The sequence below is a fragment of the Leptolyngbya subtilissima AS-A7 genome (assembly GCF_039962255.1).
Lineage (GTDB): Bacteria > Cyanobacteriota > Cyanobacteriia > Phormidesmidales > Phormidesmidaceae > Nodosilinea.
The window spans coordinates 1-24619 of the sequence record NZ_JAMPKY010000001.1; the positions used below are offsets into that span (position 1 = coordinate 1).

At 53.4% G+C, this 24619-nt stretch carries 20 protein-coding genes and 1 rRNA gene; 13 read left to right on the top strand and 8 right to left on the bottom strand.

The genetic code is table 11. The features are described 5' to 3' along the window. From rrf to NC979_RS00015, 4 genes are all read left to right on the top strand, one after another. A 5S ribosomal RNA gene (rrf, locus tag NC979_RS25255) occupies positions 1 to 102 on the top strand; the annotation flags it as partial. 101 nt (positions 103 to 203) lie between these two features. After that, entirely contained in the window at positions 204 to 710 is a 507-nt protein-coding gene (gene tsaE / locus NC979_RS00005; protein WP_190522565.1) for a tRNA (adenosine(37)-N6)-threonylcarbamoyltransferase complex ATPase subunit type 1 TsaE, read from the top strand. Next, positions 685 to 1143 carry an EVE domain-containing protein gene (locus NC979_RS00010; protein ID WP_190522566.1) on the top strand — a complete coding sequence of 153 codons (459 nt, stop codon included), beginning with the start codon at positions 685 to 687 and terminating at the stop codon, positions 1141 to 1143. The genes tsaE and NC979_RS00010 overlap by 26 nt, the downstream gene beginning before the upstream one ends. 39 nt (positions 1144 to 1182) lie before the next feature. After that, the gene (locus NC979_RS00015) at positions 1183 to 1590 is read left to right on the top strand and encodes an ExbD/TolR family protein (RefSeq protein WP_190522567.1); all 408 of its coding nucleotides are present in this window, start codon (positions 1183 to 1185) and stop codon (positions 1588 to 1590) included. 593 nt (positions 1591 to 2183) lie between these two features. On the opposite strand, the gene NC979_RS00020 is transcribed toward NC979_RS00015, so the two are convergent. The 4 genes from NC979_RS00020 to NC979_RS00035 form a co-directional block, all read right to left on the bottom strand. Continuing rightward, complete coding sequence (locus NC979_RS00020) at positions 2184 to 3677, bottom strand: YcjF family protein (protein WP_190522568.1); 1494 nt, start codon at positions 3675 to 3677, stop codon at positions 2184 to 2186. A 160-nt stretch (positions 3678 to 3837) separates the two neighbouring features. Continuing rightward, on the bottom strand, positions 3838 to 4140 hold the full coding sequence (gene rbp / locus NC979_RS00025) for an RNA-binding regulator (RefSeq protein WP_190522569.1): 303 nt from the start codon (positions 4138 to 4140) through the stop codon (positions 3838 to 3840). A 333-nt stretch (positions 4141 to 4473) separates the two neighbouring features. Next, positions 4474 to 5262 (bottom strand): hypothetical protein, encoded by a 789-nt coding sequence (locus tag NC979_RS00030; protein ID WP_190522570.1) that lies wholly within the window; start codon positions 5260 to 5262, stop codon positions 4474 to 4476. 839 nt (positions 5263 to 6101) lie between these two features. Next, positions 6102 to 7583 carry a leucyl aminopeptidase gene (locus tag NC979_RS00035; RefSeq protein ID WP_190522571.1) on the bottom strand — a complete coding sequence of 494 codons (1482 nt, stop codon included), beginning with the start codon at positions 7581 to 7583 and terminating at the stop codon, positions 6102 to 6104. Positions 7584 to 7789: 206 nt separating this feature from the next. On the opposite strand from NC979_RS00035, the gene NC979_RS00040 reads away from it, so the two are divergent. The 5 genes from NC979_RS00040 to NC979_RS00060 all read left to right on the top strand — a co-directional run bounded on the left by NC979_RS00040 (position 7790) and on the right by NC979_RS00060 (position 17437). After that, on the top strand, positions 7790 to 10000 hold the full coding sequence (locus NC979_RS00040; protein WP_190522573.1) for a lytic transglycosylase domain-containing protein: 2211 nt from the start codon (positions 7790 to 7792) through the stop codon (positions 9998 to 10000). A gap of 33 nt (positions 10001 to 10033) precedes the next feature. Then, complete coding sequence (gene dacB / locus NC979_RS00045) at positions 10034 to 11515, top strand: D-alanyl-D-alanine carboxypeptidase/D-alanyl-D-alanine endopeptidase (RefSeq protein WP_190522575.1); 1482 nt, start codon at positions 10034 to 10036, stop codon at positions 11513 to 11515. A gap of 244 nt (positions 11516 to 11759) precedes the next feature. Beyond that, positions 11760 to 13325 carry a peptide ligase PGM1-related protein gene (locus NC979_RS00050; protein ID WP_190522577.1) on the top strand — a complete coding sequence of 522 codons (1566 nt, stop codon included), beginning with the start codon at positions 11760 to 11762 and terminating at the stop codon, positions 13323 to 13325. A 676-nt stretch (positions 13326 to 14001) separates the two neighbouring features. Then, positions 14002 to 15720, top strand: coding sequence for an EAL domain-containing response regulator (locus NC979_RS00055; RefSeq protein WP_190522579.1), 1719 nt, complete (start codon positions 14002 to 14004; stop codon positions 15718 to 15720). Positions 15721 to 15784: 64 nt separating this feature from the next. Continuing rightward, positions 15785 to 17437 carry an ATP-binding protein gene (locus NC979_RS00060; protein WP_190522581.1) on the top strand — a complete coding sequence of 551 codons (1653 nt, stop codon included), beginning with the start codon at positions 15785 to 15787 and terminating at the stop codon, positions 17435 to 17437. A gap of 162 nt (positions 17438 to 17599) precedes the next feature. On the opposite strand, the gene NC979_RS00065 is transcribed toward NC979_RS00060, so the two are convergent. From NC979_RS00065 to NC979_RS00080, 4 genes are all read right to left on the bottom strand, one after another. Next, positions 17600 to 18163, bottom strand: a complete 564-nt coding sequence (locus NC979_RS00065; RefSeq protein ID WP_190522583.1) for an IS630 family transposase — start codon at positions 18161 to 18163, stop codon at positions 17600 to 17602. Between the two features lie 37 nt (positions 18164 to 18200). Beyond that, positions 18201 to 18551, bottom strand: a complete 351-nt coding sequence (locus NC979_RS00070; protein WP_190522585.1) for a helix-turn-helix domain-containing protein — start codon at positions 18549 to 18551, stop codon at positions 18201 to 18203. 150 nt (positions 18552 to 18701) lie between these two features. Further along, entirely contained in the window at positions 18702 to 19658 is a 957-nt protein-coding gene (locus tag NC979_RS00075; RefSeq protein WP_190522587.1) for an SPFH domain-containing protein, read from the bottom strand. Between the two features lie 59 nt (positions 19659 to 19717). Then, positions 19718 to 20143, bottom strand: coding sequence for an NfeD family protein (locus tag NC979_RS00080; protein ID WP_190522589.1), 426 nt, complete (start codon positions 20141 to 20143; stop codon positions 19718 to 19720). 213 nt (positions 20144 to 20356) lie between these two features. Between NC979_RS00080 and NC979_RS00085 the strand changes: the two genes are divergently transcribed. The 4 genes from NC979_RS00085 to NC979_RS00100 all read left to right on the top strand — a co-directional run bounded on the left by NC979_RS00085 (position 20357) and on the right by NC979_RS00100 (position 24530). After that, positions 20357 to 22147, top strand: a complete 1791-nt coding sequence (locus NC979_RS00085; RefSeq protein WP_190522591.1) for a protein phosphatase 2C domain-containing protein — start codon at positions 20357 to 20359, stop codon at positions 22145 to 22147. 124 nt (positions 22148 to 22271) lie between these two features. Continuing rightward, entirely contained in the window at positions 22272 to 22694 is a 423-nt protein-coding gene (locus NC979_RS00090) for a hypothetical protein (RefSeq protein ID WP_190522593.1), read from the top strand. 75 nt (positions 22695 to 22769) lie between these two features. After that, positions 22770 to 23564 carry a YdcF family protein gene (locus NC979_RS00095; protein ID WP_190522595.1) on the top strand — a complete coding sequence of 265 codons (795 nt, stop codon included), beginning with the start codon at positions 22770 to 22772 and terminating at the stop codon, positions 23562 to 23564. A gap of 69 nt (positions 23565 to 23633) precedes the next feature. Beyond that, on the top strand, positions 23634 to 24530 hold the full coding sequence (locus NC979_RS00100) for an ROK family protein (RefSeq protein WP_190522598.1): 897 nt from the start codon (positions 23634 to 23636) through the stop codon (positions 24528 to 24530). Positions 24531 to 24619: the final 89 nt, after the last annotated feature.

The window sequence follows — 24619 nt, forward strand, 5'->3', positions numbered from 1 at the left end:
GCTGTGGTCCCACTCTGACCCATCCCGAACTCAGTCGTGAAACGCAGCTGCGGCGAAGATAGTGAGGGGGTTGCCCCTTGTCAAAATAGCTCGATGCCAGGTCCTTACTTGAACCCCTTCAACTGCTCCTCGGAGTGCTTGGAGGGGTTCTATTTTGAGGCTATGTTTAGTGAATCGAGGGCTATGTCGAGGTTTCCTTGTTGATGAGTAAGCTCTTTTCCTCTATTGTTGATTTGCCAGATCACGATGCAACTTATGAGCTTGGTTATAAGTTAGGGCAATGCTGTCCTGAAGGAACGATATTGCTCCTATTTGGAGATCTAGGTGCCGGGAAGACAACACTGGTGCAGGGGCTCGGTGCAGGTCTTGGAATTGCGGAGCCGATTAGTAGTCCTACGTTTACTCTTGTTAATGAGTATTTGGAAGGGCGTATTCCTCTTTACCACGTAGACTTGTATCGTTTGGAGACGAGTCAAGTAGATGCACTGGAACTAGAGGAAATTTACTGTGAAGGAGATGAGGTGCCTCCTGGTGTGCTAGCAATTGAGTGGGCAGAGCGTATGTGTGAACGTCCGCAGCGGGCGATAACTCTTAGGCTTGAGCATGCAGCCACAGGTGGAAGGCAAGCTATGCTAATGGTCCATGGGAATGTTCAAATAGCTTTATTAAAGAATGTGATTGGCGATGGCTTACTGGTTGATGAAGTCTGAACCTGATGCTTATAGTATTGAAGATCTAAGGCGCGATCGCACTGAAATTTGGGATGGGGTGCGTAACTATCAGGCTCGTAACTTTATTGCCAGCATGGCTTTAGGGGACAAAGCTTTTTTCTATCACTCAAACACTAAGCCACCGGGAATTGTAGGCTTGATGGAAGTTGTAGAAATCAATGTAGTTGATCCTACCCAGTTTGATCGGGAAAGCAAATACTATGACCCAAAATCGCTTAGGGAAAAACCACGCTGGCATACCGTGACAGTTGGTTATTTAGAAACCTTCAAATCTGTCATTTCTTTAGACGAGCTTCGGAAAACGTTTTCTCCTGAGGAGTTATGGGTGGTGCGACAAGGCAATCGTTTATCTGTAATGCCGGTTGATGATATGGTGGCTGAAAAGTTGTTACACAAAATTCAAGCTGCTTAGTTCTTCAAAAATGCTCACGCTTTATTCAAAGTTCTAACTATGCACCTCCCTGAAGACCCGGAAACACCTGTGCAGATTAATATTGTGCCGATGATTGACGTGGTTTTCGCGGTGCTGACGTTTTTTATTCTTTCTAGTTTGTTTTTGAGCCGCAATGAGGGGCTGCCGGTAGCGCTGCCGGGGGCAGAAACAGCGGAAACTCAAGACCAACGCCAAGTTGTGGTGTCTTTGAATGCGGCTGGTGAGCTGTTTGTGGGCGCTCGTGCGGTAACAGATGAGCAGCTTCTGGAGGCGATTCAGACCTTGGGTATTCTGTCTGACGGTGGCCTTGTGGTAATTCGAGCAGACCAATCAGTGAGTCATGGGCAGGTTGTGGCGGTTATGGATCAGCTACGGGCTTTACCTGGAGTGCAGTTAGCGATCGCAACTGAAGGCAATCAACCCTAAGGACCTGAAGTAACACAGCAGCATTTAACTCTCTTAACGCTGTATTGCAGGACATCTAGATTCAATAATTTGTGGATCACAGTGAGCACCAAGCCTAAAATGATAGCTGAAGCTGAGAAAATGAATTTCAATCTTTGAATTATGGTGCTACAACTCATGGCTTTGCCAGTGTGGTTAGTGTCGCTAGTGCAGGTTGCGCTAGTGCCTTTCTGCTTTGTTGTGGCTTGGTTGATGATAGGACTAACTCTTTGGAATCTGGTGATAACCATACGAGATGGGGTAAACCGAGCAACAGTGATGCACAAAATTCCCTGTGCAGAGTGCCGCTACTTTACCAACGACCATCGCTTGAAGTGCCCTATACATCCCAAGATTGCTTTGTCAGAATCTGCTATTGACTGTCCTGACTTTGAGGATTCGGGGTTGGGGTAGAACCTCTGAAGCTCAATAAAAAGCCAGCCCTGTCGGTTAAGTAACCGAATTTAGGGCTGGCGGAAGTGAATAGATATGGCTGCCCTGTAGTATGCCCGGAAAGTTGGCTGTTCTCCGGTTGATCAGCTTGCTGAAAAAGGATTGCGGGGTTTTCTTTAGAGCTACCCTTGGGCTGTTGGTGCAATTCGAGCAATTGCCTCTTTGATAAACGCTTTCATGACTGCATCGCGCTGGTTGAGGCGAAATTGCTGCTCGACAACCGCACCCATCCCATCGTCTCCCCAACTTTGATTGTGGCGAAAATACTCTACAAAGCTTTTGCCGGCAATACGGGTTAGGTAAGCACCGCTGGCTCCTTTTAGTGCGCGCCCGGCAATCACGGTGGCTAAATTGGTTTGCAATCCTATGGCTAATAGGTCTACAGTGCCTTTGACTAACCCTAGACCGGCTAGTGTTTTAGCTACTGATAGAGCCAGGGCTTTTCCTTCTTCTAGGCTGACCTCACAGCCATAAACTTGACTCAGTTCAACAACCATTTGGGCATTGATAACGGCTGTAGCTAAAAAGTCAAGGCCGGGCAGGGGGGTAACTGCGATCGCCCCCGCTCCAAGCCACTGGTAGCGGTCGATAATTGTCTCGGCTTGGATCTGCCTTTGGTCATTGATCATCTGCCGAGCTGTTTCTCCAAGCTGCTGGGTTTGTAGCAACAGGTTGTCAGCGATTAGGGTCTCGCCTTCTTGGCGGAGTAGGTCGGCGAGACGTGTCTGTAGGGGTAAGAGATTAGGCTGCATTTGCAGCCAACCACCCCCTACCTGGGGCAGTGGCTGGGGTAGTGCCGCTACGGCAATGACATCATCGGGGTTGAGGGGTGGCACAAGGCGCGATCGCAGACGGTCTAGCAATGCTCCTAAGTCGGCTTCAACGTAGCGATCGGCCTTGTTGAGCACTACCAACACCCGCTTGCCTACGTCCATCAACGTTTTCAAGACAGTATATTCTGCTTGCCGCAGGTCGTCGTCAAGCACAAATATAACTAAATCGGCTTCGGTCGCGGTTCTGCGAGCTTCTGCTTCCCGCTCTGTGCCAGCAATGCCGACTTCTGCAATACCGGGCGTATCTATAATTTGAATGTTTCTAGAACTGTTGGGTATCGTCCAAGCATAGGTGTGCTGAACTTGTGTTGTGCCCATAGCGGCGCCGATCTCACCGATGGATTGCCCTAAAAGCCCGTTGATTAGCGCTGTTTTTCCCGCTGACCCCACTCCAAAGACGGCAATGACTAGAGGACGGGTATTTAGCTCTGACTGTAGATTTAATGCTTTTTGCTGTAGCGCTTGACGGGCTACCTGGTCTTGAATTTGTTCAACCTGGCGCTGTACAGCAAGTAGGTTGACCGTTGCCGCCTCTTCAGCATGACGAGGGGTTTGAAGATAGCGACGTCGGCGAGGACGCAAAAAAGGCCACAGCCGGTGGATGACAACCCCTAGCGATGCTAGGCCAAGAATTGTCACTATGCTCAGCGTTGCCCGAGCTAGCAGGGGCGACACTAGTGCTAACAAGGTGTAGAGGCGCAGCAATGAGTCGGCTAGCAACAGCAATGCGCCTAAGCCAACCAGTAGCCCTAGCGGAAAAAGTACCCAGTGCCACCGTCCCATAGCTATCCTGTTCAACCAACGGCAGTGGATGAAGAATAGCGTAAAACCACGGTTTAAAGCCTGCTGTGGCAAGACCGTTGAAATAACCCTCTTACCCAGCAACTAATACAACTCCGCGCAGAGCTACCTGCATCTATGGCTAAGGGTCAGAGATACTGGTTTAGAGCGGGTTGTGGGAGAACCGATCGCTGCGATTGGAGCGATCGGCACTGCCATTGTCGGTGCGGGGACGGGCCTTGTTAACGCGCAGTTCGCGACCTAGCCACTCGGCTCCATCCAGCTCAGAAATAGCCTGGTCTTCTTTAGCTTCGTCAGCCATGTCGACAAATGCAAAGCCACGCTTGCGACCGGTTTCGCGATCGATAGGTAGGCTAATACGGGTGACCTCACCGTATTCAGCGAAAATGCTTTTGATGTCGTCCTCAGAAGCCTGAAAGGACAAGTTCCCAATGTAGATAGTCACGAGTCTCTCCGAACCAAAATGCCAAGGTGTTTTAGGTATTGCACCAGTAGGCTAGGAAGCCAGAAGCTTTATCCTGGGGCTTTCAGGGGCAATATTTGCTGCCATGATAGCCGATCAGTTTATCGCTAGCAGTAGCCCACCTCACACCTAGACGGTTTCTTACAACTGAACCCTAGAGCAGTTTCCTACTGCTCTAGGGTCGAGTGCTACTAGGCTTACTAAGAAGCACTATCTTTTGTCTACCTCTGTTTCGCAACCTGCAGGATGCCGAACAAGATGCAATGCCTACAGGACGCCTAAATAGCACTAGGGCAGACGGGGCTTGGCAAAGCTTTAACCAACTTGCTGATCGCTAGGCGTTAAGCTGTGACGAACAAAGTCTGCTGTTTCTAAGCAAAAATTCTTGGTTCCTCGAACAACATGCAAAGCTGAAGACACCCCAGGAATGCGGTCTAATCTGCCCGGGTTAAGGTTGCTTACGCTGCTTAAGGGCCAACCTAAATTAGGTGCAGCAGCCAGGGTAACTAGGTCTGGGTTGCGATAGCGAATCTCGTTCATGTATCCATCAAAATACATGGGTCCACAGTCTGGGTGATTCACAGGGCGATCGAAGGATGCTTCCATAAATTCAACAAGTTTGGGAATGGCCCGGCCTTGGCAAGTCCAAAAATGGGTTTCACGAATGTTTTGGCGAACCCTAATTTGGGAGAAAAAGCGATCGGGCGTGGGGGCAATGGTTGTTTTCTTACCGTTGGCCATGTCGTTGGAGTAGGGCTGACACCCAAAGTAAGCAAAATCCCAGCGGCGATCGGTGAGTTCATCTAAGATTGCTGACTCTTGGCGAATCAGGCGTTGGCTGAGTACACAGTCTTCTTGAAATAGCAGGAGACGTTCAACGTTGTCATCAGCAGCTTTGCGAAGCAACTCATAGTTGCTCATGACGCAGCCCCTCACACTGGCCTTGGGAAATTGTCCCGCATCATCGAACTTTAGACCCTGAAACCATTGCACTTTGTTTTCTATGCCCAAGCGTTTGACCTGGCGCTGAATACTTCTCAACCGTCGTTTCCGCTCCGGTAGATAGACGATCGCAATGCGGTCAAAATAATCGGTGAACTTCATGGGCTTATTCCAATGAGACAACACAAATAGACAGCGATGACACCTCTGGAGTAATCATCTGGGTTTCATCAAAAGCAAGAATAGTTAAGGCGGTGTGCTCACTTTTAAAACCATGATTGTATTCATCGAGCCGACGAATTGCATGTTGGGAATAAATCTACAGCTAAAACTGGGAGGAAAATAACTACCTTTAGGATGAAACCTCAAGTTCCTAAAGACGACCCTTTAAACCAATTTAAATAGGTCTTTCCAGCCTGAAGTTTGCCTGGAAAAAAGCTAAGCACGGCTAGTTAATTAAGATAATGGGCACCTAAAAAACTCTAAGTATCTGGAAAAATTATAGAGGCTTAGAGCGCTGACGTAGAGATACAAAGAATTAGATCGTTCAGAACAGCACTGACTAAGAATTAATAACTTGCTACTAAAACGACTACAAATAAAAAACTCTCACATTTAACCAAAAGGTAAAAAGGTGATGCCCTGATTAACCACTGCTTAAATGGAACAGAGAACTCAAAGCTCAACAGAGTTGCGGCGAGGTCTATCTGATTTACTGTGTTTTAGCACAGGGAACATGGCTTATTAAGTGTTTTTAAGCACAGGAGCCGCTTGAAATGTCAGTGATTTTAGTAATTTCGGATTAACTCACTACTTTGTGGCGTATCGCGTATGTGCTCAAGGCTAAGACGAGCTTAGAAATGGTTTGTTCCGCTCAATGTAGATCTGTAGTCAACATATCAATAGATGAACAGATAAGAATAACCCCGCGACCTTGATGATGCTCGTCCGTATCATCAAGGTCGCGGGGTTACCGACCAACGTAGTTAGATTAGAGTTGTCTAAGCTTCTTGCCTAAGCACCCAATGCACCAGGGTGCGTACCCCAAATCCCGTTCCGCCAGGGTTGTTGTAACCGCTTTCTTTCTCGGTCCACACCGGCCCGGCTACGTCGAGGTGAACCCAGGGAGTGGAGGTAACAAACTGCTTAAGGAAGAGGGCAGCTGTGATAGATCCGCCGGGGCGGGGACCGGTGTTTTTCATGTCGGCCACAATGGACTTGAGCCCGTCGAAGTACTTTTCTTCCATGGGCAGACGCCAGAACTTTTCGCCAGCGGCTTCGGCGGCAGCAGCGATCGCCCCTGCTAGCTCCTCGTTTTCGCTAAACAGTCCGGCAATATCGTCGCCTAGGGCAATGATGCAGGCTCCGGTGAGGGTAGCCAAGTCAACGATCGCATCTACGCCCAGCTTTTCGGCAAACACCAGGGCATCGGCCAGGGTGAGGCGGCCCTCGGCGTCGGTGTTGTTGACTTCAATGGTTTTGCCATTAGAGGCGGTAAGAATGTCGCCGGGGCGCATGGCTCGACCGCTGATCATATTCTCGGCGGCGGCACTGATAAAGTGAACTTCGGTGTTGGGCTTGAGCTGGGCGATCGCCTTGGCGGCCCCGAGCATAGCGGCAGCGCCGCCCATGTCGATTTTCATCATCTCGATGCCGCTGCCTGCACCTTTGATATTAAGACCGCCGGAGTCAAAGGTGAGGCCCTTACCGATGATGGCCAGCTTGCGAGCGGGTGCACCGGCAGGTTTGTAGGTGAGGTGAATGAACTTGGCTGGCAGGTCGGAGGCTTTGGCTACTCCTAGATAGGCGCCCATGCCTAGCGCTTCGCAATCGGCTTGCTCTAGAATCTCTAGCTCTAGGCCATGGCCTGTAGCGATGTCTTGGGCGGTTTGGGCCAGGGCTTCTGGGGTGACAATGTTAGCCGGAGCCGACACCAGCTCACGGGCTAAAATAACGCCGTCACAGATGGCCTGAGCGGTTTGAAGACTGCTTTCTTGCCCAGCTAAATCGAGCAGATGAACCTGTTCGACAGTGGCTTTGCCGTTCTTATCCTCTGACTTGAAGCGGTTGTCTTGGTGCAGGGCCAGGCTGACGCCTTCAGCTAGGGCCTGGGCAGTAAGGGCCGGATCGTTCTGCACTACGGGCATGCTCAGGCCGAGGGAGGCCGATTTTTCTTTTTTGGCAAGGCGGGCGGCGGCAGCGGCGGCGCGGCGCAACGTTTCGGCAGTCATGGTGTTACTCGCCCCTAGGCCAATCAGCCCTAGCTTGCGGAAGCTGGCCCCACCGCCCACGCGAGTGATGGCGGTAGACCCATCTTTGCCGGTGAACTCAACATCGTCGATCAGGTCTTGCAGCAGGCCAGAGACGCGACTGTTGAGCTCGGCCACTGTGCCGGTAAGGGGCAGGGCGTCTTCGCTGAGGCCAATAATGAGGGCGTCGCCAGACCAGTCTAGAAGGGGGGTGTTAGAGGCGTGAAATTCCATTCAACCTTGGGGCTAATATGCTCTGTTTACTATAAACCTTAGGCAGCCTCTGGCGGGGAGAGGGCGGGTGAAGTCATCAATCCCGAATTGGCTAGGTAAGATATAACGGCATGGGTCAGCCAAGGAGAAATTTTACTTCGGCTGCCCCGCTGCGCCACGGGCTAATTTTTCGACTACAACCCTTATCTAGAGTGCATGGACGTGCCATGGTGAAACGGTTAAAGGCGAAGCTGCCCCTGGTGGCGATCGCGGGGCTTGGTGCCCTATCTTTGGGGATGGCCGCTGCCCTGGTGAATACGGTGTCGTCACCGGGTGACTCCACAACAATTTTGGAAGAATCACTGCTGCCGGGCCTGGGGCGATCGCCGGCTTTAGATGCCGATGACCCGGTGCTGGCCCTCGCCCTACAGCCTGCTGAGCAGCGCCAAGAGGCGCTGGTGGCCCTGGCCGATGGGGGAGATGCGCTCAGCCAAAGCCGAGCGCGCTATCTGCTGGCGCTAGATTTAATTGCCCAAGATCGCGGCGGTAGTGCGATTCCCCTGCTAGAGGGGCTGGAGAAAGAGTACCCGGCGATGGCCCCCTACGTGGCGCTGGCGCTAGCTCAGGCCCAGCGAGCGGCGGGGCAGGCCGAGGCCGCCCAGCAAACCCAGCAGCGCCTGCTGAAAGAGTATGAGAAGAATGGCGCGATCGCCCTGCTGCTCTTTGAACTGGGTCAGCAAGACCCGGCCTACTGGGATCGCTTGGTGCAGCAGTTCCCCAACCACCCCAAAGCGGTGGAAGTGGCCCACCAGCGACTGACCGCTGATCCCAATCGCGCGGACACCCTCCCGTTGCTGATGATTATGGCGCGAGCCGGGCTGTATCACCCCAATGCTGGGGCGGCTCTGCTGCGGCTCAAAACTGAGTTTGCTAGCCAGCTCAGCCCGGAAGATTGGCAGACCGTAGGCTTTGGATTTTGGCGAATCGACAGCTATGGCAACGCAGGGACGGCCTACGCCCAGGCCCCGCCGTCGCCCCGCAACCTCTACCGGGCGGCACGAGGAGCCCAAGTGAGCGGCCAGCGCGATCGCGCGATCGCCCTCTACAGTAGGCTCGATCAGCAGTTTCCCGACGCGCCCGAAACCGCCACCGGGCTGTTGCGTCTGGCCCAGAGTGTGCCCGACGAAGCGGCCCTCGGGGTGCTCGATCAGGTGGTCAGCCGCTTTCCCGATCGGGCGGCGGCAGCACTGCTGGAGCGGGCCAAAATTCTCGACAAGTTAAACAGCACTGAATCAGCTCAGGGCACCCGTGAGCTGATTCTCAAGGAGTATCGAGACTCCGATGCAGCAGCCGACATTCGCCTGCAAAATGCCCTCAATGCCGCCGAGCAGGGTGACCTGACCATGGCCGTCAGCTGGGGTGGCGACGTGCTCAAGTACAGCCCCGACAGTGATCTGGCTGCCGATGCTGGCTACTGGGTAGGCAAATGGGGCCGGCAGTTAGGCCAGAATGAGGTGGCGCAAACTGCCCTCGAAAGCGTGATTGCCCGCCATCCGGAGTCGTACTACGCCTGGCGGTCGGCGGTCGCCCTGGGCTGGAATGTGGGCGACTTTCAATCGGTGCGATCGCAGACTCCGGCGGTGACTCCGCCTGCCCAGCGCACTCCCCTGCCCACGGGTTCTAACACACTACAAGAGCTTTACCTGCTGGGGCAAGACCAGCGAGCCTGGGAGCAGTGGCAGATGGAGTACGTCAACTACCAAGACCCAACGCCGGAAGAACAGTTTGTCGATGGGCTGATGCGGTTGGGGACTAACGACAACATCAACGGCATTTACCAGGTATCGAGCCTTAGCCTGGCCGAGGATCCCAAAGACATTGAGGTAGTTCGCGAGCTCAAGCAGCGCCCCGACTTTTGGCATGGTGTCTATCCGATGCCCTACAAAGGTTTGATTACCACCTGGGCGGCAGAGCGTCAGCTCAACCCTCTGCTGGTGGCGGCACTCATGCGTCAGGAGTCGCGCTTTGAGGCCAAAATTCGCTCTGGGGTGGGGGCGGCGGGCCTGATGCAGGTGATGCCAGCCACCGCCGAGTGGATTAAGGGGAAAGCGGGGCTAGAGAGCTATGACCTCAACAACCCTGAAGACAACGTTAAGCTGGGCACCTGGTACCTCGACTACACTCACGCCGAGTACGACAACCACTCGCTGTTTGCAGTGGCCAGCTACAACGCTGGACCGGGCGCTGTGGCGAGCTGGATCAACAAGGGCGGCTTTGTTGATGCCGACGACTTTGCCGAGAAAATTCCGTACCCCGAGACGAAGGGCTATGTGCAATCGGTGTTTGGCGGCTACTGGAACTATCTGCGGCTGTACGATCCGGCGATTGCAGCCCAGGTCGAAACCCTGCAAAAGCGCCATCGCGGTTTTAGGGGCTAGTTTGAATGCTAGGCAGGTTTGATAGGTTTGCCCATGGTGAAACTTCCACGGATTGAGTCTGTTGGCCTAGGGATTGCTCTAGGTCTGTTGAGCACAACCTTTCCCACTGCCGCTGCTTTTGCAGCCCTATGCCCAGCCCAGTTGACCACTCAGTTAGACAGCGCCTTTAACCAGTCTCCTCTAGACCAGGCCTACACCGGGATGGTGCTGCAAACCCAGGGGCAAAATCGCCGTACGCTCTACAACCGCAACGGCGATCGCCTCTTTACGCCAGCCTCTAACATCAAACTGCTGACCACGGCGGCGGCGGCTCACCAACTGGGGGGATACTACCGCCTGCGCACCTCTGTATATGGCACTCCTGAATCGGGGGGAAGCACCGCGCTGCGGGTAGTGGGACGGGGGGACCCCAGTTTGACAACGGCACAGATCGATAGTCTGGTGCAGCAGTTGACCCAGGCTGGGGTGAATCAGGTTAGCCGCCTTACCATCGACGACTCATATTTTCCAGGGTTTGCCACTAACCCTACCTGGGAATGGGAAGACGCCCAGTTTGCTTACGCGGCTCCGGTTAACAGCCTGATTTTCAACCGCAATGCGATCGCCCTACAACTGTCCCCCACCCAGGTGGGCAGTCCGCTAGCGGTGGTGTGGCCCCAGCCCTTACCCGCTGGCCCGCTGCCGGTGGTAAACGATTCCACAACTGTGGCGGCTGGAGCACCCACCACACCCTTAGCTCTTTGGCGCACGGGAGACGCACCCACGGTGCGGGTAACGGGACAGATGGCCCAAGGCAGCAACCCTCAGACCCTAAACTTAGCGGTGCTAAATCCAGCCCAGCAGTTTGCGGCGGCCATGGAACAAGCCCTTCAGCGGCAGTCGGTGGCAGTGGGGCAAACGGTGATTGTGCAAACCTCAGCTCCGATCGCAGACTCAGAATTGGCAGCGGTAGAGTCTCCCTCTGTCCGGGAGCTTATGGTCTTGGCCAACCGCGATAGCGATAACCTTTACGCCGAGACCCTGTTCAAAACCCTGGGGGTGACGGCAGGGGGGAATATCACCGAGGGGGACGATGTCGCGGAGGCGAGTCAGGCGGGGGGCGAGGCGGTCAAAGCGGCCTTGGCAGAGATCGGAGTAGATGCGACAGCCCTGCGGCTGGCGGACGGCTCTGGGCTATCGCGGCACAACCTGGTGTCACCGATCGCGCTGGTAGAGACCCTCCAGGTGATGACTACCCATCCTCAGGGGGCCGTGTTTCGAGATTCGCTGGCGATCGCGAGCCAGACCGGTACCCTGAGCAGTCGACTACGAGGCACCGCGCTAGAAGGTCGTTTGCAGGGTAAATCGGGGGCGCTGACCGGTAACGTTGCGCTGTCAGGCTATGTGCAGCCGCCCAACTACGAGCCCCTCGTGTTTAGCTTGGTGATTAACCATTCAAACCAGTCCGCCACGGTGCTGCGGCAAAAGATCGACCAACTGTTGCTGCTGGTGGCGCAGCTTGAAGAAGGCTGTTAGTCCCTAGCGGTAGTTGGTTGAGCCCCTGCTGTGGAAATGGTAGCTAAAGCTCTGGATCCTATGTCTTAGTGGGGATAGCAGGGGCTCAATGTTGGTGTGAAAATATTTATCCTGGGCGGAGTAATGGCGCTTGTGCCTAGGCCTGAGCGGGCTGACAAAGGCTTTCGTTTATACTCGTCTCATTGCGAAACTTTCATGCCAATTTCATTCTAAAAACGATTGAGCGATCGCGAGGGTAGTCAGTATGGTGACGGCGAACGAGGCGGCTATGGCTACAGAACCGGTGCGCTTGCAGGCTGGGCCCAGTTTTCAGCAACTACAGCAGACGCTGCGCGATCGCTGGTGTTCAACCGACGAATTTGACACCCAGGAGCGGCATGTGGTGGTGGTGCCCTCGCTCAGCCTCGATCAGGAGGAGCTGCAGAAAATTGAGGGGGTGAACCACTACGAAGAACGGCTGCTGTTCTCGCTGATTCGGCTGCGCAACCCAAACACGCACTTGGTCTATGTCACCTCCCAGCCGCTGCACCCCAGCATTATTGATTACTATCTAGAGCTGCTGCCGGGCATTCCTAGTTCCCACGCGCGCGATCGCCTCACCCTGCTGTCGGCCTACGACAGCTCGGGCAAGCCCCTCAGCCAAAAGCTGCTAGAACGCCCCCGCCTGCTCAACCGCATTCGCAAGGCGATCAATCCCGATCGCGCCTACATGACCTGCTACAACTCCACCGCCTGGGAGCGCGATCTGGCCCTGGCCCTGGGGCTGCCTCTGCTGGCTCTCGACCCCGATCTACTGCACTGGGGCACCAAGAGCGGCAGTCGCGAAATTTTTAGACGCTGCGGCATTCCTCACCCTATTGGCAGTGAGCTAGTGTTCGACGAAGCGTCTCTAGCCAAGGTCACCGCCGAGGTGTGGGAGCAAGACCCTAGCCTCAAGCGCATGGTGATCAAGCTCAACGAAGGCTTCTCGGGGGAAGGTAACGCGCTTTTAGATCTGCGGAAATTGTCGGCTGTTGCTCCGGACAGTGCGGGCCATGGCGATCGCGTTCGGGCTTTAACCGAAGCTTTCCACACCCTGAGCTTTCAGAGTGATATCGAAACCTGGGAGCACTTCTCGGCCAAAATTCCCGTGCTGGGGGCGATCGCCGAAGCCTTTATCGAAGGTGACCACAAAGAATCTCCCAGCGTGCAGGGCCGCATCACCCCCCTCGGCGAGGTCGAAATTCTCTCCACCCACGACCAAGAATTGGGCGGTCCCGATGGGCAGATCTTCCTCGGCTGCTCCTTCCCGGCTCGGCCCGACTACCGGCTTGAGATTCAAGACATGGGCCAACGCGTTGGCGAAGAACTGGCCCGCCAAGGTGCCCTAGAGCGCTACGGCGTCGATTTTATTGCCGTCGCCAAGGGTGACCCCAAAGCCCCTCAGTGGGATCTCCAGGCGATCGAGATCAACTTGCGTAAAGGCGGCACCACCCATCCCCTCATGGCCATGAAAATGCTTACCGAGGGGCGCTTTCACCAGGCTGACGGGCTGTTTTACACCAAGCAAGAGCAGGTGCGCTACTACCGCGCCTCCGACAACCTGCAAAAGCCTCACTACAAAGGTCTGCTGCCCAGCGACCTGATGGATATCATCGTGGCTAAACAGCTGCACTTTAACTCGATCAGCGGTGTGGGGGCCGCCTTTCACCTAATGGGCTGCCTGTCGGAGTACGGCAAGGTTGGCCTCACCTGCATTGGCACGAGCCCCAACCACGCCCGCGAAATCTACGATCAGGTGGTGGCAGCCCTAGACGAATCTACAATGTGATCGATGTCGCTAAGAGATTGATCCTGCTGACCCTTGGTGATGGGTTGCGATCGCTAACAAAATGCGAACTCTGTAGCTATGCCTGCCTTGGATCAAAGCAGGCAGTTCAGTTTGGATACCAGAGCGTGATAGCTCCATCTAAGAAAAGGGATTGGCCTGTGTTCGGTGCCTTCGGAACGTGTCGACAGAAGTGTGCCACCATCTCAAAAAACTTTTGCCTTTGATGTTCTTAATGCCGTCAATCGATCCAATAGATAATAGATCGCGATGGTATGAGCCTATCTCGAACGCTTGGGTATTCTAGAGTTTGTCGGGGTGCCGTCCAAGTTAAAGCTTCCATTAATCAAAATATACAAGTCTTTAAACTTCAGGCTGGCTTCTATTGACTTGTCCTACCTTTTTGCCTTGAGCTCAGACTAGTAGGGCTTGGTACACCACCGATAAAACTGCCATCAGGATTCTTTTGGCCTAACATGTATACGTGTTCAGCGGTGTAGCTTAAATTTCGATTCAGCAAAAACTGCTAAAAATCATTTATGCAGTGCATCCGTCAAGAATAAATATATTTTACAAGGCTTCTCGAGGGTTGCTTGTTCATATAGTTATCATGCTAGAAACGGTAGTTTTACCTGTTTTCTGGGAACGTTAAAGTGTTGTAGGAAAAGATGATGCAGCCATGGCAAAAATTCTAGTCATTGAAGATACTGAAGATCTTCGAAAAGGCATTGTTCAGTCTCTAAGCTGTCTTGGTTTTGAAGCAATTGGAGCGGAGAATGGCAAGACTGGAGTTGACCTGGCAAAAATGCATTTTCCAGACCTGATCGTCTGCGATATTATGATGCCAGAGATAGATGGCTATCAGGTCTATGAAATTTTGCATCAAGATCCGGAAATGATGGTTATTCCATTCATTTTCTTATCGGCTAAGGCTGATAGATTAGACATTCGTAAAGGAATGAATTTGGGTGCAGACGACTATCTTGCTAAGCCGTTCACAACCGCTGAATTGGCAGACGCAATTACCAGTCGGCTACACAAAAAAAATACGATTGTTGATCCCTACATTGCAGAGATGAAGAGTGCGACGGATCAAATTAGTTCCTTAGCATATCAGGATGCATTAACTAAGCTGCCCAACCGTATTCTGCTATATCAAAAATTTCAGCAAGCTCTGGCAATAGCAAAACGCCGTCAGCAAGTGATGGCGATTCTGTGCATAAACCTATGCCAATTTAAATCTGTCAACAGCACGTTCGGTTACTCAACGGGGGATTTATTACTTCAAGCCGTAGCTGAACGACTGCTCGAAGTTGCAGGCCAAGAAAACATAGTAGCTCGAATCAATGCTGACGTATTTAGCATGATTCTGGTTAACGTCTTAGACAAAAAAACTGTTGAGGATCAAGTCAAGGCTATTTTAACCAGTCTGGCTAGCCCTTATTGGCTGAATGACCATAAGATCCAGGTGCAGGCTACTATTGGCATTGCTCTCTATCCCGATGATCAAAGTGATTTTGGTAAATTGCTGAGCCATGCCGAAATGGCTATGGGTTTTGCTAAGCAGTCCCGAAAAGATAGCTATCATTTCTACGAGGTGGAAATGGGAGCTAAGTCTGAACAAAATAATTTAATAGAAAAGGGATTAAACACTGCTCTAGAAAACTCTGAGTTTCAAATTTTTTATCAGCCTAAAATTAATTTAATCACTGGACGCATCATGGGAGCCGAAGCTTTACTGCGATGGCATCATCCTGAGTTGGGGATGGTTGACCCAAATGTCTTTATCCCGATCGCAGAAAAAACAGGGCACATTATTGAAATCGGCAACTGGATCTTAGAAGCCGTTTGTACTCAAACTCGTACTTGGCAAGATCTCCATCCTATTCCCCTAAAAGTTTCTGTTAATTTATCAGCATTTCAATTGAGGCAAGCGGATCTAGTTCAAACTATTACCCAGATCTTAAAACAAACCCAGCTCGACCCAAACTGCTTGGAGCTAGAGCTTACTGAAACCAGCTTGATGGATGATATAGAATCTGCGATCGCTATTCTAGGAGAGTTAAAAGCTGTAGGAATTAAGATCTCTCTCGACGATTTCGGTACAGGTTACTCATCTTTAAATTACCTTAAGCGTCTACCGCTTGATATTTTAAAAATCGATCGCTCTTTTATTAACGACGTTTTTCAGGCTCCCCAAAATGCCACGATTGTTACAACAATAATTGCGATGGCTCGGGGCTTAAAGTTACGAGTTATTGCTGAAGGCGTAGAAACTCAAGAACAGTTTAATTTTTTGCGAGAGCAAGGTTGTCAGGCAATTCAGGGTTACTTATTCAGCCCAGCTGTTCCTGTGGAACAGTTTGAAGCCTTCTTGGCCGAGGATAAGCGTTTATAGCAAGTTAAAGCATTCTCAACAATATTCACTTTGACTTGAAAATCAAAACAAAAAACAGAGTTCTATGAGAATCGCCCCTCTTCCCGATAACGAAGCAGAAAGGCTAAAAGTTTTACATAGTCTGAGTATTCTTGATACTGCTCCTGAAGATAGCTTTGATGATTTAACTCGCCTAGCTTCTCAAATTTGTGGCACTTCGATCGCTCTTGTTAGCTTAATTGATGCCGATCGCCAATGGTTTAAATCTAGAGTTGGGCTATTGATGACCGAGACGCATCGGGATATAGCTTTTTGCTCTCATGCTATTTTGCAATCCAATTTATTTTTAGTGCCAGACACATCTACTGATGAACGGTTTTCTGATAACCCCTTAGTTACCGGTGATCCGCATATTCGATTTTATGCAGGTGCTCCGTTAATGACTTCCGAGGGCTCTGCGATCGGTACCCTTTGCGTTCTAGATCAGGAGCCACGAAAGTTGAGTGTTGAGCAGACTGAGAGTTTGAAAATTATCAGCCGTCAAGTTGCAAGGCAAATTGAACAACGGCGTGATTTGGCAAGCTTAGCTCAAATTAGTTTAGACGTACATCAGATTGGAGAAAAGCTACGCCTTAGCCAAGAACGGTTTGAATTGGCAACTCTTGGCTCTAGCGGGGGAATATGGGATTGGGATATGAAGACTAAAGAGGTCTTCTTTTCACCTCGTTGGAAGAACATTTTGGGATACGCAGATCACGAAATTCCCAATTGCTTAGAAGAATGGTTTGAGCGATTACATCCTGAAGATGTTCAACGAGCACAAAATGCCCTGACCGCTTATCTGAAGCGCGAGATTCCGACCTATGACCTGGAGTACCGCCTCCAGCATAAAGATGGAACTTACCGCTGGGTTTTATCTCGATCGGTTGCCCTATGGGACGAACAAGGCAAACCTTATCGAATGGCCGGCTCCCACATTGACATCACAGACCGTAAACAGGCAGAGGAGATTGTTGAAAAAGCGCTTCAAAAAGAACGAGAACTGGGCGAGCTAAAAACTCGCTTCATTTCCATGGCATCCCACGAATTTCGTACCCCTCTGACTAGTATTGTCCTCTACGCTGAACTCTTGAAGAACTACAGCCATACTTGGGACAGAAAAGAGAAAGATGAAGCTTTTCAGCGAATCCAAGACGCGGTTCAAACTATGACCGAGCTTATGGATGGAGTTTTAGCTATTGGTCAGGTTGAGGAAGCTAAACAAGCCTTTAAGCCTACTTTGCTTGATTTTTCAGAGCTAGTTCAAGATGTAGTAGAGCAAATAAAGCTTATTTCTCAAACCCAGTGCAACATCTCTTTTGATGCTTCTCCAGAAAAGATTAATGTTGTTTTAGACGAAATGATTGTCAGGCAGATTTTGACTAATCTAGTCTTTAATGCAGTCAAGTATTCCCATGAGGGAGGGGATGTAAGAGTTTCATGCCGTCATCAAGAAGATTATCTGATTCTGCAAATTCAGGATCAGGGTATTGGTATCCCAAAAGAGAACCAAGAGAACATATTTGAGCCTTTTTATCGAGCCAAAAATGTCGATTACATTGCGGGAACTGGGTTGGGTTTAGCAATTGTGAAGCAGGGAATTCAGGCTCATCAAGGCACCATTTCTGTGGAGAGCGAGGTTGGTAAGGGGACAACATTCACTATCACATTACCCTGCAATATAGAAAATCTACAGTAACCCTAGCTCAAGACAAGTGGAACCACTATGCTGTCGTTGATCGATTTAAGCCGCATCAACGCAATATCTCGTTAATGCAGCTCAAATTAGCATTCATTAGCTAAGGCTTGGTTCTTGGTCAGCGTAAAGTATTTAGGTCCTGTTGGCTTGCTACAGCGGATTTCACGCGAATAAGCCATAGTGAGCGAACCAGGCAATAGCGTTGCTCTCTGAGATCTCCTGAATGACAATCTGCTTCAGCGCCTGTTGCAGTGCTTGAGGTGTTCGAGCCTTGGCCGAACGCAAACAGGCTTTAAGCTTTGACCAACACAACTCAATGGGCGATAAGTCTGGGGAGTAGGGCGGCAAGAAGACCAGCTTTGCCCCTGCGGCCTCAATCAACTCGGCAACCCTAGCCGTATGGTGAACCGATAGGTTGTCCATCACCACAATTGCCCCCACCCATAACTGCGGTATCAAGACTTCGCGGAGGTAGGTGACAAAAACATCGGTGTTGACACTGCCAGGAACACTCATGGTGGCCACTAACCCTTCCATCGAGAGCGCCCCTAGCAAAGACACATTTTGCCCTCGGTTACGAGGGGGTGAATCGTGTACCCGCTCTCCTTGAGGTGCCCGTCCTCGCAAGCGGGTCATCGCCAGATTCACCCCAGCCTCATCAACAAACACTAGATTGCGTGGGTCAACCGTGAAACTCCAATTCCGGTAGTCAAAGCGTCGTTGCATGACGCTAGGGGTTAGTTGCTCGCTAGCGGTGAGCGTTTTATTTGACACTGAGATTGAGGTGTTGCACGGCTCGATGCATGGTTGTAACGCTTACCTTCACCCCACAGTCCACCTCCAACTGCTCGCACAGCTCATGGAGAAAGAGATCGTTGTTTTGCTCAAGCCGTTGACGCACTGTCTCTAGGTGAACTTTGCTCAGCTTTGGTTGATTGCCGCCACCCCGTTCTTTGGGGTGTATGTCTCCACTTTCGCGGTAGCGGCGCAGCAAGTCTCGAACAAAAGAGGAACTGACCTTAAACCGTTGGGCCAGTTCGCGTTGCGAGCCTTCCCCGGCCTGGTGGGCCGCGAGAACACGTTGGCGCAAGTCCGTAGAGTACGGGGATGGCATACAGGATTGGCAGAGTTTTACCTCCGTCTACTTTGGCTTACTCAACCGGAAACTGCTGTAAACAGGTAACGCTCTACAACCTCACAAAACTGGGATGCAGTTGGATATTTGGTGTCGCAGAATCCAACCTATCTATGCAGCTAAGCCTTTCTACGACTGTCCCTCACCGACGATCGCCCGCATGCTCTCTAGCGTTGCCGGAATACTGCGGGGGTCCATAAACATCACCTTGCTGCTGTCGCTGCTGCCGATCTTGAGCCCCATCTCCATATAGTGCTGGGCGATGATAAATTGCAGCGCTTCGCGAGTGCCGGGGTCGATGGCGAGGGTTTTGGCAATTACCTGCATGGCTTCAGCTGTGCCCTTGGCCTGAAGCAGCTGCTCTTGTCGCAGTGCTTCGGCTCGCAGCACAATGGTTTTTTGTTGGGCCTCGGCATCTAAAAGGGCGGCCTTTTGGCGAGCTTCGGCATCTAATACCGACGACTCGGCCCGGCCTTTCGCAGAGTTAACCGCCGCTTCGCGCTCCCCTTCGGAGGTCAACACAGCGGCCCGCTTTTTGCGCTCGGCTGCCATTTGTAGCTCCATCGATTCTTGCACCGCTTTGGAGGGCACAATGTCGCGCAGTTCGACTCGGGTTACCTTCACACCCCATGGCTCGGTGGAGATATCCAGCTCGCGCAGCAGAATTTCGTTGATTTCAGAGCGGGCGGTAAAGGTTTGGTCGAGTTCGAGCTGGCCCATTTCAGCGCGAATTTGGGTGAGCACTAGGTTGACCATCGCCGATTGGAGGTTTTCAACCTTATAGTAGGCCTTCTCCATATCCACAATGCGCCAGTACACCACCGCATCTACCGTGATTGAAACGTTGTCGCGGGTGATGCACTGCTGGGGCGGAATATCGAGCACGCGCTCGCGAATGGTTTGCCTAAACACCACTTTGTCGAGAAAGGGAATTAGAAAATTAAGGCCGGGGGTGAGTTTTTTGCCGTTGTATTTGCCCAAGGTTTCGACTAGGGCTTCGTCGCTTTGGTTGATAATTTTGACGGAGCTAGCGGCGATCGACCCGCCAAAAATCAGCACAATCAGAAAACTAAAAAAGCCGCCCATAGACGTAATTCCTCAAATAGTTTGCGGTGGTGATTTGCAACCCAGTAGTGCTTGCTCCCCTAAGCTCTCAGCGAGCTTTCCGGGATGACATACAGGGTGTTGCCCTTGCGTCTAACCACCACCACCTGCTGATCTGCCCCGATGGTGATGGTTTCGTCGTCGCAGCGAGCTTGCCAAGAGTTGCCCTCGTAGATGACCCGTCCGGTTTGGCCGGGGGCAATGGCGGTTAATGTGCGGGCTTCGGTCGACTCTTGCAGACTGTAGGGGGTGCGCTTGGGCACAAACCGCAGCAGCAGGAAGATCAGCACGAGAGACAGCGCTACCCAAACCACAATTTGAAAGCTAAAGGAAGGCACCCCCAAGGCCATAAAGGCTACGATAAACGCGCTCAAACCCAGGGTGGACTCCACGAAGCCCGTGGGCAAAAACAACTCCATGAGGCAGAAGATCGCCCCCAGAATGGCCCAAAACAGAGGGTAGTTCATAGCAGCCCACAAGAAACGTTAAGGCTAAAACAAAATGGTCCCAATTTAGGCCTCCGTCGAGATTACTGATCCACGAAACCCAACCCAGGTTACCCTTCTGAATGTCTCGCTATCCTCTAGGATTAATCTATCTTTAGCCTCAGGCCTTTTGGGGGCTTAATTACGTTGTTTTAATAGACCTCTGCCGCGTGCCTGTACCCGCCCGTAAACGCTATGAACCGTGTTGAGCGCCGCCCCTCCCGCTATAAGCCTTACCTCTGGGTGATCGGCACTGATATTGAGACTCTGCCAGTCGATGAGCTAGTGGGGCAGCGCTATCGGATAGTGGGTCCGCGCATTTGGCTTGATACCCAGCCAGACCAGCGACCCAGTGCCCCCAACGCCTTTCCTGGGGAGGCGCTGCCTTACCTCAAGGCGCACCCCCATCGGCTGCATGTGCCGGGATTATATGGCGTGCTAGAGCGCACTGGGGCACCGCCGATTTTGCTGTTGGAGAATGCCCCGATTCATTTTCAAGCGGGGGAGCTATTGCCAGAGCTGGCAGGCGGGCTGTTTAGCGCTTCACCCCTGCGCCAGGCTAACTGGCTGTGGCAGCTTTGGGAACTGTGGGGAACGCTGGGCGAACTGGGCTTGGCCAGGAGCTTATTCGTACCTGGTAATTTACGGGTGGATGGCTGGCGGCTGCGGTTGGTGGAACTGCAATCTGATGGGAACCCGACTACCCTGGCCGATTTAGTGGAGCTGTGGCGATCGCTGCTGTCTCCCCTACACCTATCTGTGTCAGAGCCGCTGCGATCGCTGGTTAACCGCATCGACGCCGATGCTGTCGACCTCGACACCGTAGCGCTTGAACTCAACCAAATTCTGCTGCGCCAGGCGGCTCTAGTGCCCACCCGGATTGCCCTGTCTGGAGCCACGGCCCAGGGGCCAACCCAGCCCCGCAATGAAGATGCCTGCTGGCCCCTGGGCACCCAGAGCGAAGCCGCCCCCATGCAAGTGGCGATGGTGTGCGACGGGGTAGGGGGCCACGATGGCGGCGAAGTGGCCAGCCAACTGGCGGTGCAGGCTCTGCAAATTCAGCTGCAAGCACTGCTGGCCGAAGCCCAAAACGAGCTGCGGGGACTGCCGCCTCAGGTTGTCGTTCAGCAGCTTGAGGCGGTGATTCGCATTGTCAACGAGCTGATCAGTTTTCAAAACGATAACCACGGTTGGGCCGGTCGTCAGCGTATGGGCACCACCCTGGTGATGGCGGTGGTCATTCCCCAGCGGGTGCAAACTGACGACGGCTGGGGACGGGTGAATGAAGTGTACCTGGCCCACGTTGGCGATAGCCGTGCTTACTGGATCACTCCCGACTACTGCCACCCGCTCACGGTAGACGATGACATCGCCGGGCGCGAGGTGATCGCCTGTCGTCAAACCTGGCCCCAGGCCCTAGAGCGCAGCGATGCCGGAGCGCTTACCCAGGCCCTGGGCACCCGCAGCGGCGATCATCTCCAGCCCCACATTCAGCGCTTTGTGTTTGACGAGACGGGGATTTTGCTGCTCTGCTCCGATGGCCTCAGCGACAACTACCGCATCGAAGATGCATGGGCCAACTACATCGGCTTGATCGTTAAAGACATTGTCACCCTCGACTCGGCGGTGGCCTCTTGGATTGAGCTGGCTAACCAAAAAAATGGCCACGACAATACTACCGTCGTGCTGATGCAGCACAAGCTTCTGGTTCCTGCTGCGACAGGCCAAGACATTCCAGTTGGAGCTGGTGCCCGACAGGAGTCCGCCATCCCCGCTGGGGCCAAGCTCTACGGTGAAAACCTGCCCCAGGACGAGTTTGTGCCTACTCCGGCGAAACGCAAACCGCCGCGCGGAGTGCCCCGCTGGGTGCTGGCGGTGTCGGGTTCTGCCCTGCTGCTGGGGCTGCTGGGCTGGTGGTTGCTGGCTAGTCGATCGCCGGAGCCGCCGGAGCCGCAGAGGACGCCGCCTGTGGCTCCGGCGCCTTAGGGGGAGTAGATGAGTAGGCGGGTGGATGAGTGGATGGGTAGGGGAGTAGATAAGGGTGAATTTTGGTGTTGGTGGATGTGAGGGAGGGTTTGGGTTTCTTGAAGGTTAGGTAGGTGGGTGCAGTATGGGAGGGTTGACGGATACTTTTACGAATTCGTGGATGGATGCGGCTCAGTCGGCACTGCTGAGGCCGGTGCAGGACTGGCTGATGGAGCATCCGCTGATGGGCTGGTTGGCGGGGCATCCGCTGTGGGTGCTGGTGCTCGTTGTGGTGGGTCTGCTGCTGTTTGCGGGGTTGTGGAGTGCGATCGCCCGCCTCACCGAAGGGTTTTGGCTATCCATCGTCAAGCTGCCGTTTCGGCTTAGCGGCTGGATTTTTGGTGGATTGTCTGGGCTGCTGGTGCGGCAGTGGGCCAAGCCGCAGAAGCTGGCTGCTGGGGACGAGCGGTTGAATGAGATCATGGGCCGGTTAGAAACCCTGCAGACGGAGCAGGAGCATCTATTAGAAGAGATGAGGGAGCTGTTGGCTAAGCGGGGTGAAGGGTAGGGCAGGGTGAGGAGTTATCCTGGCTGGCCGGGTGGGGCTCGAAGAATTAGGTTGGCGTGAGGGAATAGGGCGGAGATGTTTTTGTTTTTGTCGAAGCTGCTGCCGCTGCTGATCTATCCGCTGGGGTTAGCCTGTGTGCTGCTAGTGGTGGCGCTGATCTGCGTTCAGCGGCGACCTCGATGGGCGGCGGGGGCGATCGCCCTAGCTCTAGCCCTACTGCTAATCAGCAGCAATAGCTGGGTATCGACGGCGATAATCCGCTCGCTGGAGTGGCGCTACCAGGACACGGTAAATTTGCCGGAGGCAGAGGCAATTGTGGTGCTGGGGGGCGCGATTAAGCCTAAGTTTCCGCCCCGGCCTTGGATTGATGTGGCTGAAGAGGGCGATCGCGTGCTGCACGGGGCGCGGCTCTACCTGGAAGGCAAGGCGCCGCTGCTGGTGCTGAGCGGCGGGCGCATTACTTGGGGACAGGGGCAAAGTCGTTCTGAAGCAGCTGATATGGCTGAGCTAGCCGAGGCGTTAGGGGTGCCCCCCAGCGCTATGCTGATTGAGCCCGACTCGCTCAACACTTTTGAGAATGCGGCCTACACCCAAGTATTGTTGGCCAATCTCGGCATTGAGCGCATTTTGCTGGTGACCTCCGCGATGCACATGCCCCGTTCCCTGGCGATTTTCAAAAAACAGGGATTTGAGGCCATCCCAGCGCCGACCGATTTTCATGTGGCCCAAGACCCTGCTGACCCAGGGCTGACTACCTGGCAGGGCCGCGCCCTCAGACTGGTGCCCCAGACCGAGAACCTGCACTACCTCACCCGCGCCCTCAAGGAATACATCGGCATTGCTATTTATCGGCTCAAAGGCTGGCTTTAGGCGCAAAAATAAACCTCAGACAATCTGAGACAATGGCCCTGGCATGAGTTCGCAAGGTTGGGGTTAGCCATGGGCACGACAGAGCAGCAGGTGATCGGCGTTGATTTGGGTGGGTCTGCAATCAAGCTGGGGCGCTTTACCCAGTCGGGGCATTGCCTGGCCGAATTTGCTGTGCCCACGCCTCAGCCCGCCACCCCAGAGCTGGTCATTGCGGCGATAGCCGATGCGATCGCCACTCTCGACCCTAACCGCGAGGCCGTTGCTATTGGCGTGGGCACCCCCGGCCCCGCCGATGCCGCTGGCCGGATTGCCCGCGTTGCCATCAACCTAGCTGGTTGGTATGATGTGCCGATCGCCGATGCACTGGAAGCGAAGACGGGGCGATCGGTCACGGTGGCCAACGACGCCAACTGCGCTGGGCTGGGGGAAGCCTGGCTAGGCGCCGGGCGCAACTTTAAAGACGTGCTGACGCTTACCCTGGGCACAGGGGTCGGCGGCGCGATCATTCTCGATGGCAAGCTGTTTGTGGGCCGCAACGGAACCGCTGGGGAACTGGGACTGATTACCCTCAACCCTGAGGGGCCGCCCTGCAACAGCGGCAACCGAGGATCGCTGGAGCAGCACTGCTCGGTGCAGGCGATTCGGCGAGAGACGGGGTTGGCTCCGGCGGCGCTGTTTGACCGGGCCAAGGCGGGGGATAAAGATGCGATCGCCTTTTGGCAAACCTACGGTCGCTGGTTGGGCGCGGGCATTGCCAGCCTGGTCTATGTGCTGACCCCAGAGGCGGTGATTCTCGGTGGCGGCATTAGCGCAGCGGCGGAACTGTTCTTGCCGACGACCTTAGCAGAGCTTGAGAGCCGCGTGTTGCTCAGTTCTCGCGAGGAAATGCAGGTACTGGTGGCGGAGCTGGGCAATCAGGCGGGCATTGCTGGAGCGGCTCGCTTGGCGTTACAGCAGTATGTCTAACTACATTTCCCTTTGCACCGCAAGGGCTAAAGTCTAGCCCTTGAGTATCCTTTGTCTCTAGCCACCGAGCGAGGTGATCAAGCGCTTGG

Excerpts from the sequence above, each read along its gene's own strand:
- tsaE (WP_190522565.1), top strand. The coding sequence starts at position 204 with ATGAGTAAGCTCTTTTCCTCTATTGTTGATTTGCCAGATCACGATGCA.
- NC979_RS00010 (WP_190522566.1), top strand. The coding sequence starts at position 685 with ATGGCTTACTGGTTGATGAAGTCTGAACCTGATGCTTATAGTATTGAA.
- NC979_RS00015 (WP_190522567.1), top strand. The coding sequence starts at position 1,183 with ATGCACCTCCCTGAAGACCCGGAAACACCTGTGCAGATTAATATTGTG.
- NC979_RS00020 (WP_190522568.1), bottom strand. The coding sequence starts at position 3,677 with ATGGGACGGTGGCACTGGGTACTTTTTCCGCTAGGGCTACTGGTTGGC.
- NC979_RS00030 (WP_190522570.1), bottom strand. The coding sequence starts at position 5,262 with ATGAAGTTCACCGATTATTTTGACCGCATTGCGATCGTCTATCTACCG.
- NC979_RS00035 (WP_190522571.1), bottom strand. The coding sequence starts at position 7,583 with ATGGAATTTCACGCCTCTAACACCCCCCTTCTAGACTGGTCTGGCGAC.
- NC979_RS00040 (WP_190522573.1), top strand. The coding sequence starts at position 7,790 with ATGGTGAAACGGTTAAAGGCGAAGCTGCCCCTGGTGGCGATCGCGGGG.
- dacB (WP_190522575.1), top strand. The coding sequence starts at position 10,034 with ATGGTGAAACTTCCACGGATTGAGTCTGTTGGCCTAGGGATTGCTCTA.
- NC979_RS00050 (WP_190522577.1), top strand. The coding sequence starts at position 11,760 with ATGGTGACGGCGAACGAGGCGGCTATGGCTACAGAACCGGTGCGCTTG.
- NC979_RS00055 (WP_190522579.1), top strand. The coding sequence starts at position 14,002 with ATGGCAAAAATTCTAGTCATTGAAGATACTGAAGATCTTCGAAAAGGC.
- NC979_RS00060 (WP_190522581.1), top strand. The coding sequence starts at position 15,785 with ATGAGAATCGCCCCTCTTCCCGATAACGAAGCAGAAAGGCTAAAAGTT.
- NC979_RS00065 (WP_190522583.1), bottom strand. The coding sequence starts at position 18,163 with ATGCAACGACGCTTTGACTACCGGAATTGGAGTTTCACGGTTGACCCA.
- NC979_RS00070 (WP_190522585.1), bottom strand. The coding sequence starts at position 18,551 with ATGCCATCCCCGTACTCTACGGACTTGCGCCAACGTGTTCTCGCGGCC.
- NC979_RS00075 (WP_190522587.1), bottom strand. The coding sequence starts at position 19,658 with ATGGGCGGCTTTTTTAGTTTTCTGATTGTGCTGATTTTTGGCGGGTCG.
- NC979_RS00080 (WP_190522589.1), bottom strand. The coding sequence starts at position 20,143 with ATGAACTACCCTCTGTTTTGGGCCATTCTGGGGGCGATCTTCTGCCTC.
- NC979_RS00085 (WP_190522591.1), top strand. The coding sequence starts at position 20,357 with ATGAACCGTGTTGAGCGCCGCCCCTCCCGCTATAAGCCTTACCTCTGG.
- NC979_RS00090 (WP_190522593.1), top strand. The coding sequence starts at position 22,272 with ATGGGAGGGTTGACGGATACTTTTACGAATTCGTGGATGGATGCGGCT.
- NC979_RS00095 (WP_190522595.1), top strand. The coding sequence starts at position 22,770 with ATGTTTTTGTTTTTGTCGAAGCTGCTGCCGCTGCTGATCTATCCGCTG.
- NC979_RS00100 (WP_190522598.1), top strand. The coding sequence starts at position 23,634 with ATGGGCACGACAGAGCAGCAGGTGATCGGCGTTGATTTGGGTGGGTCT.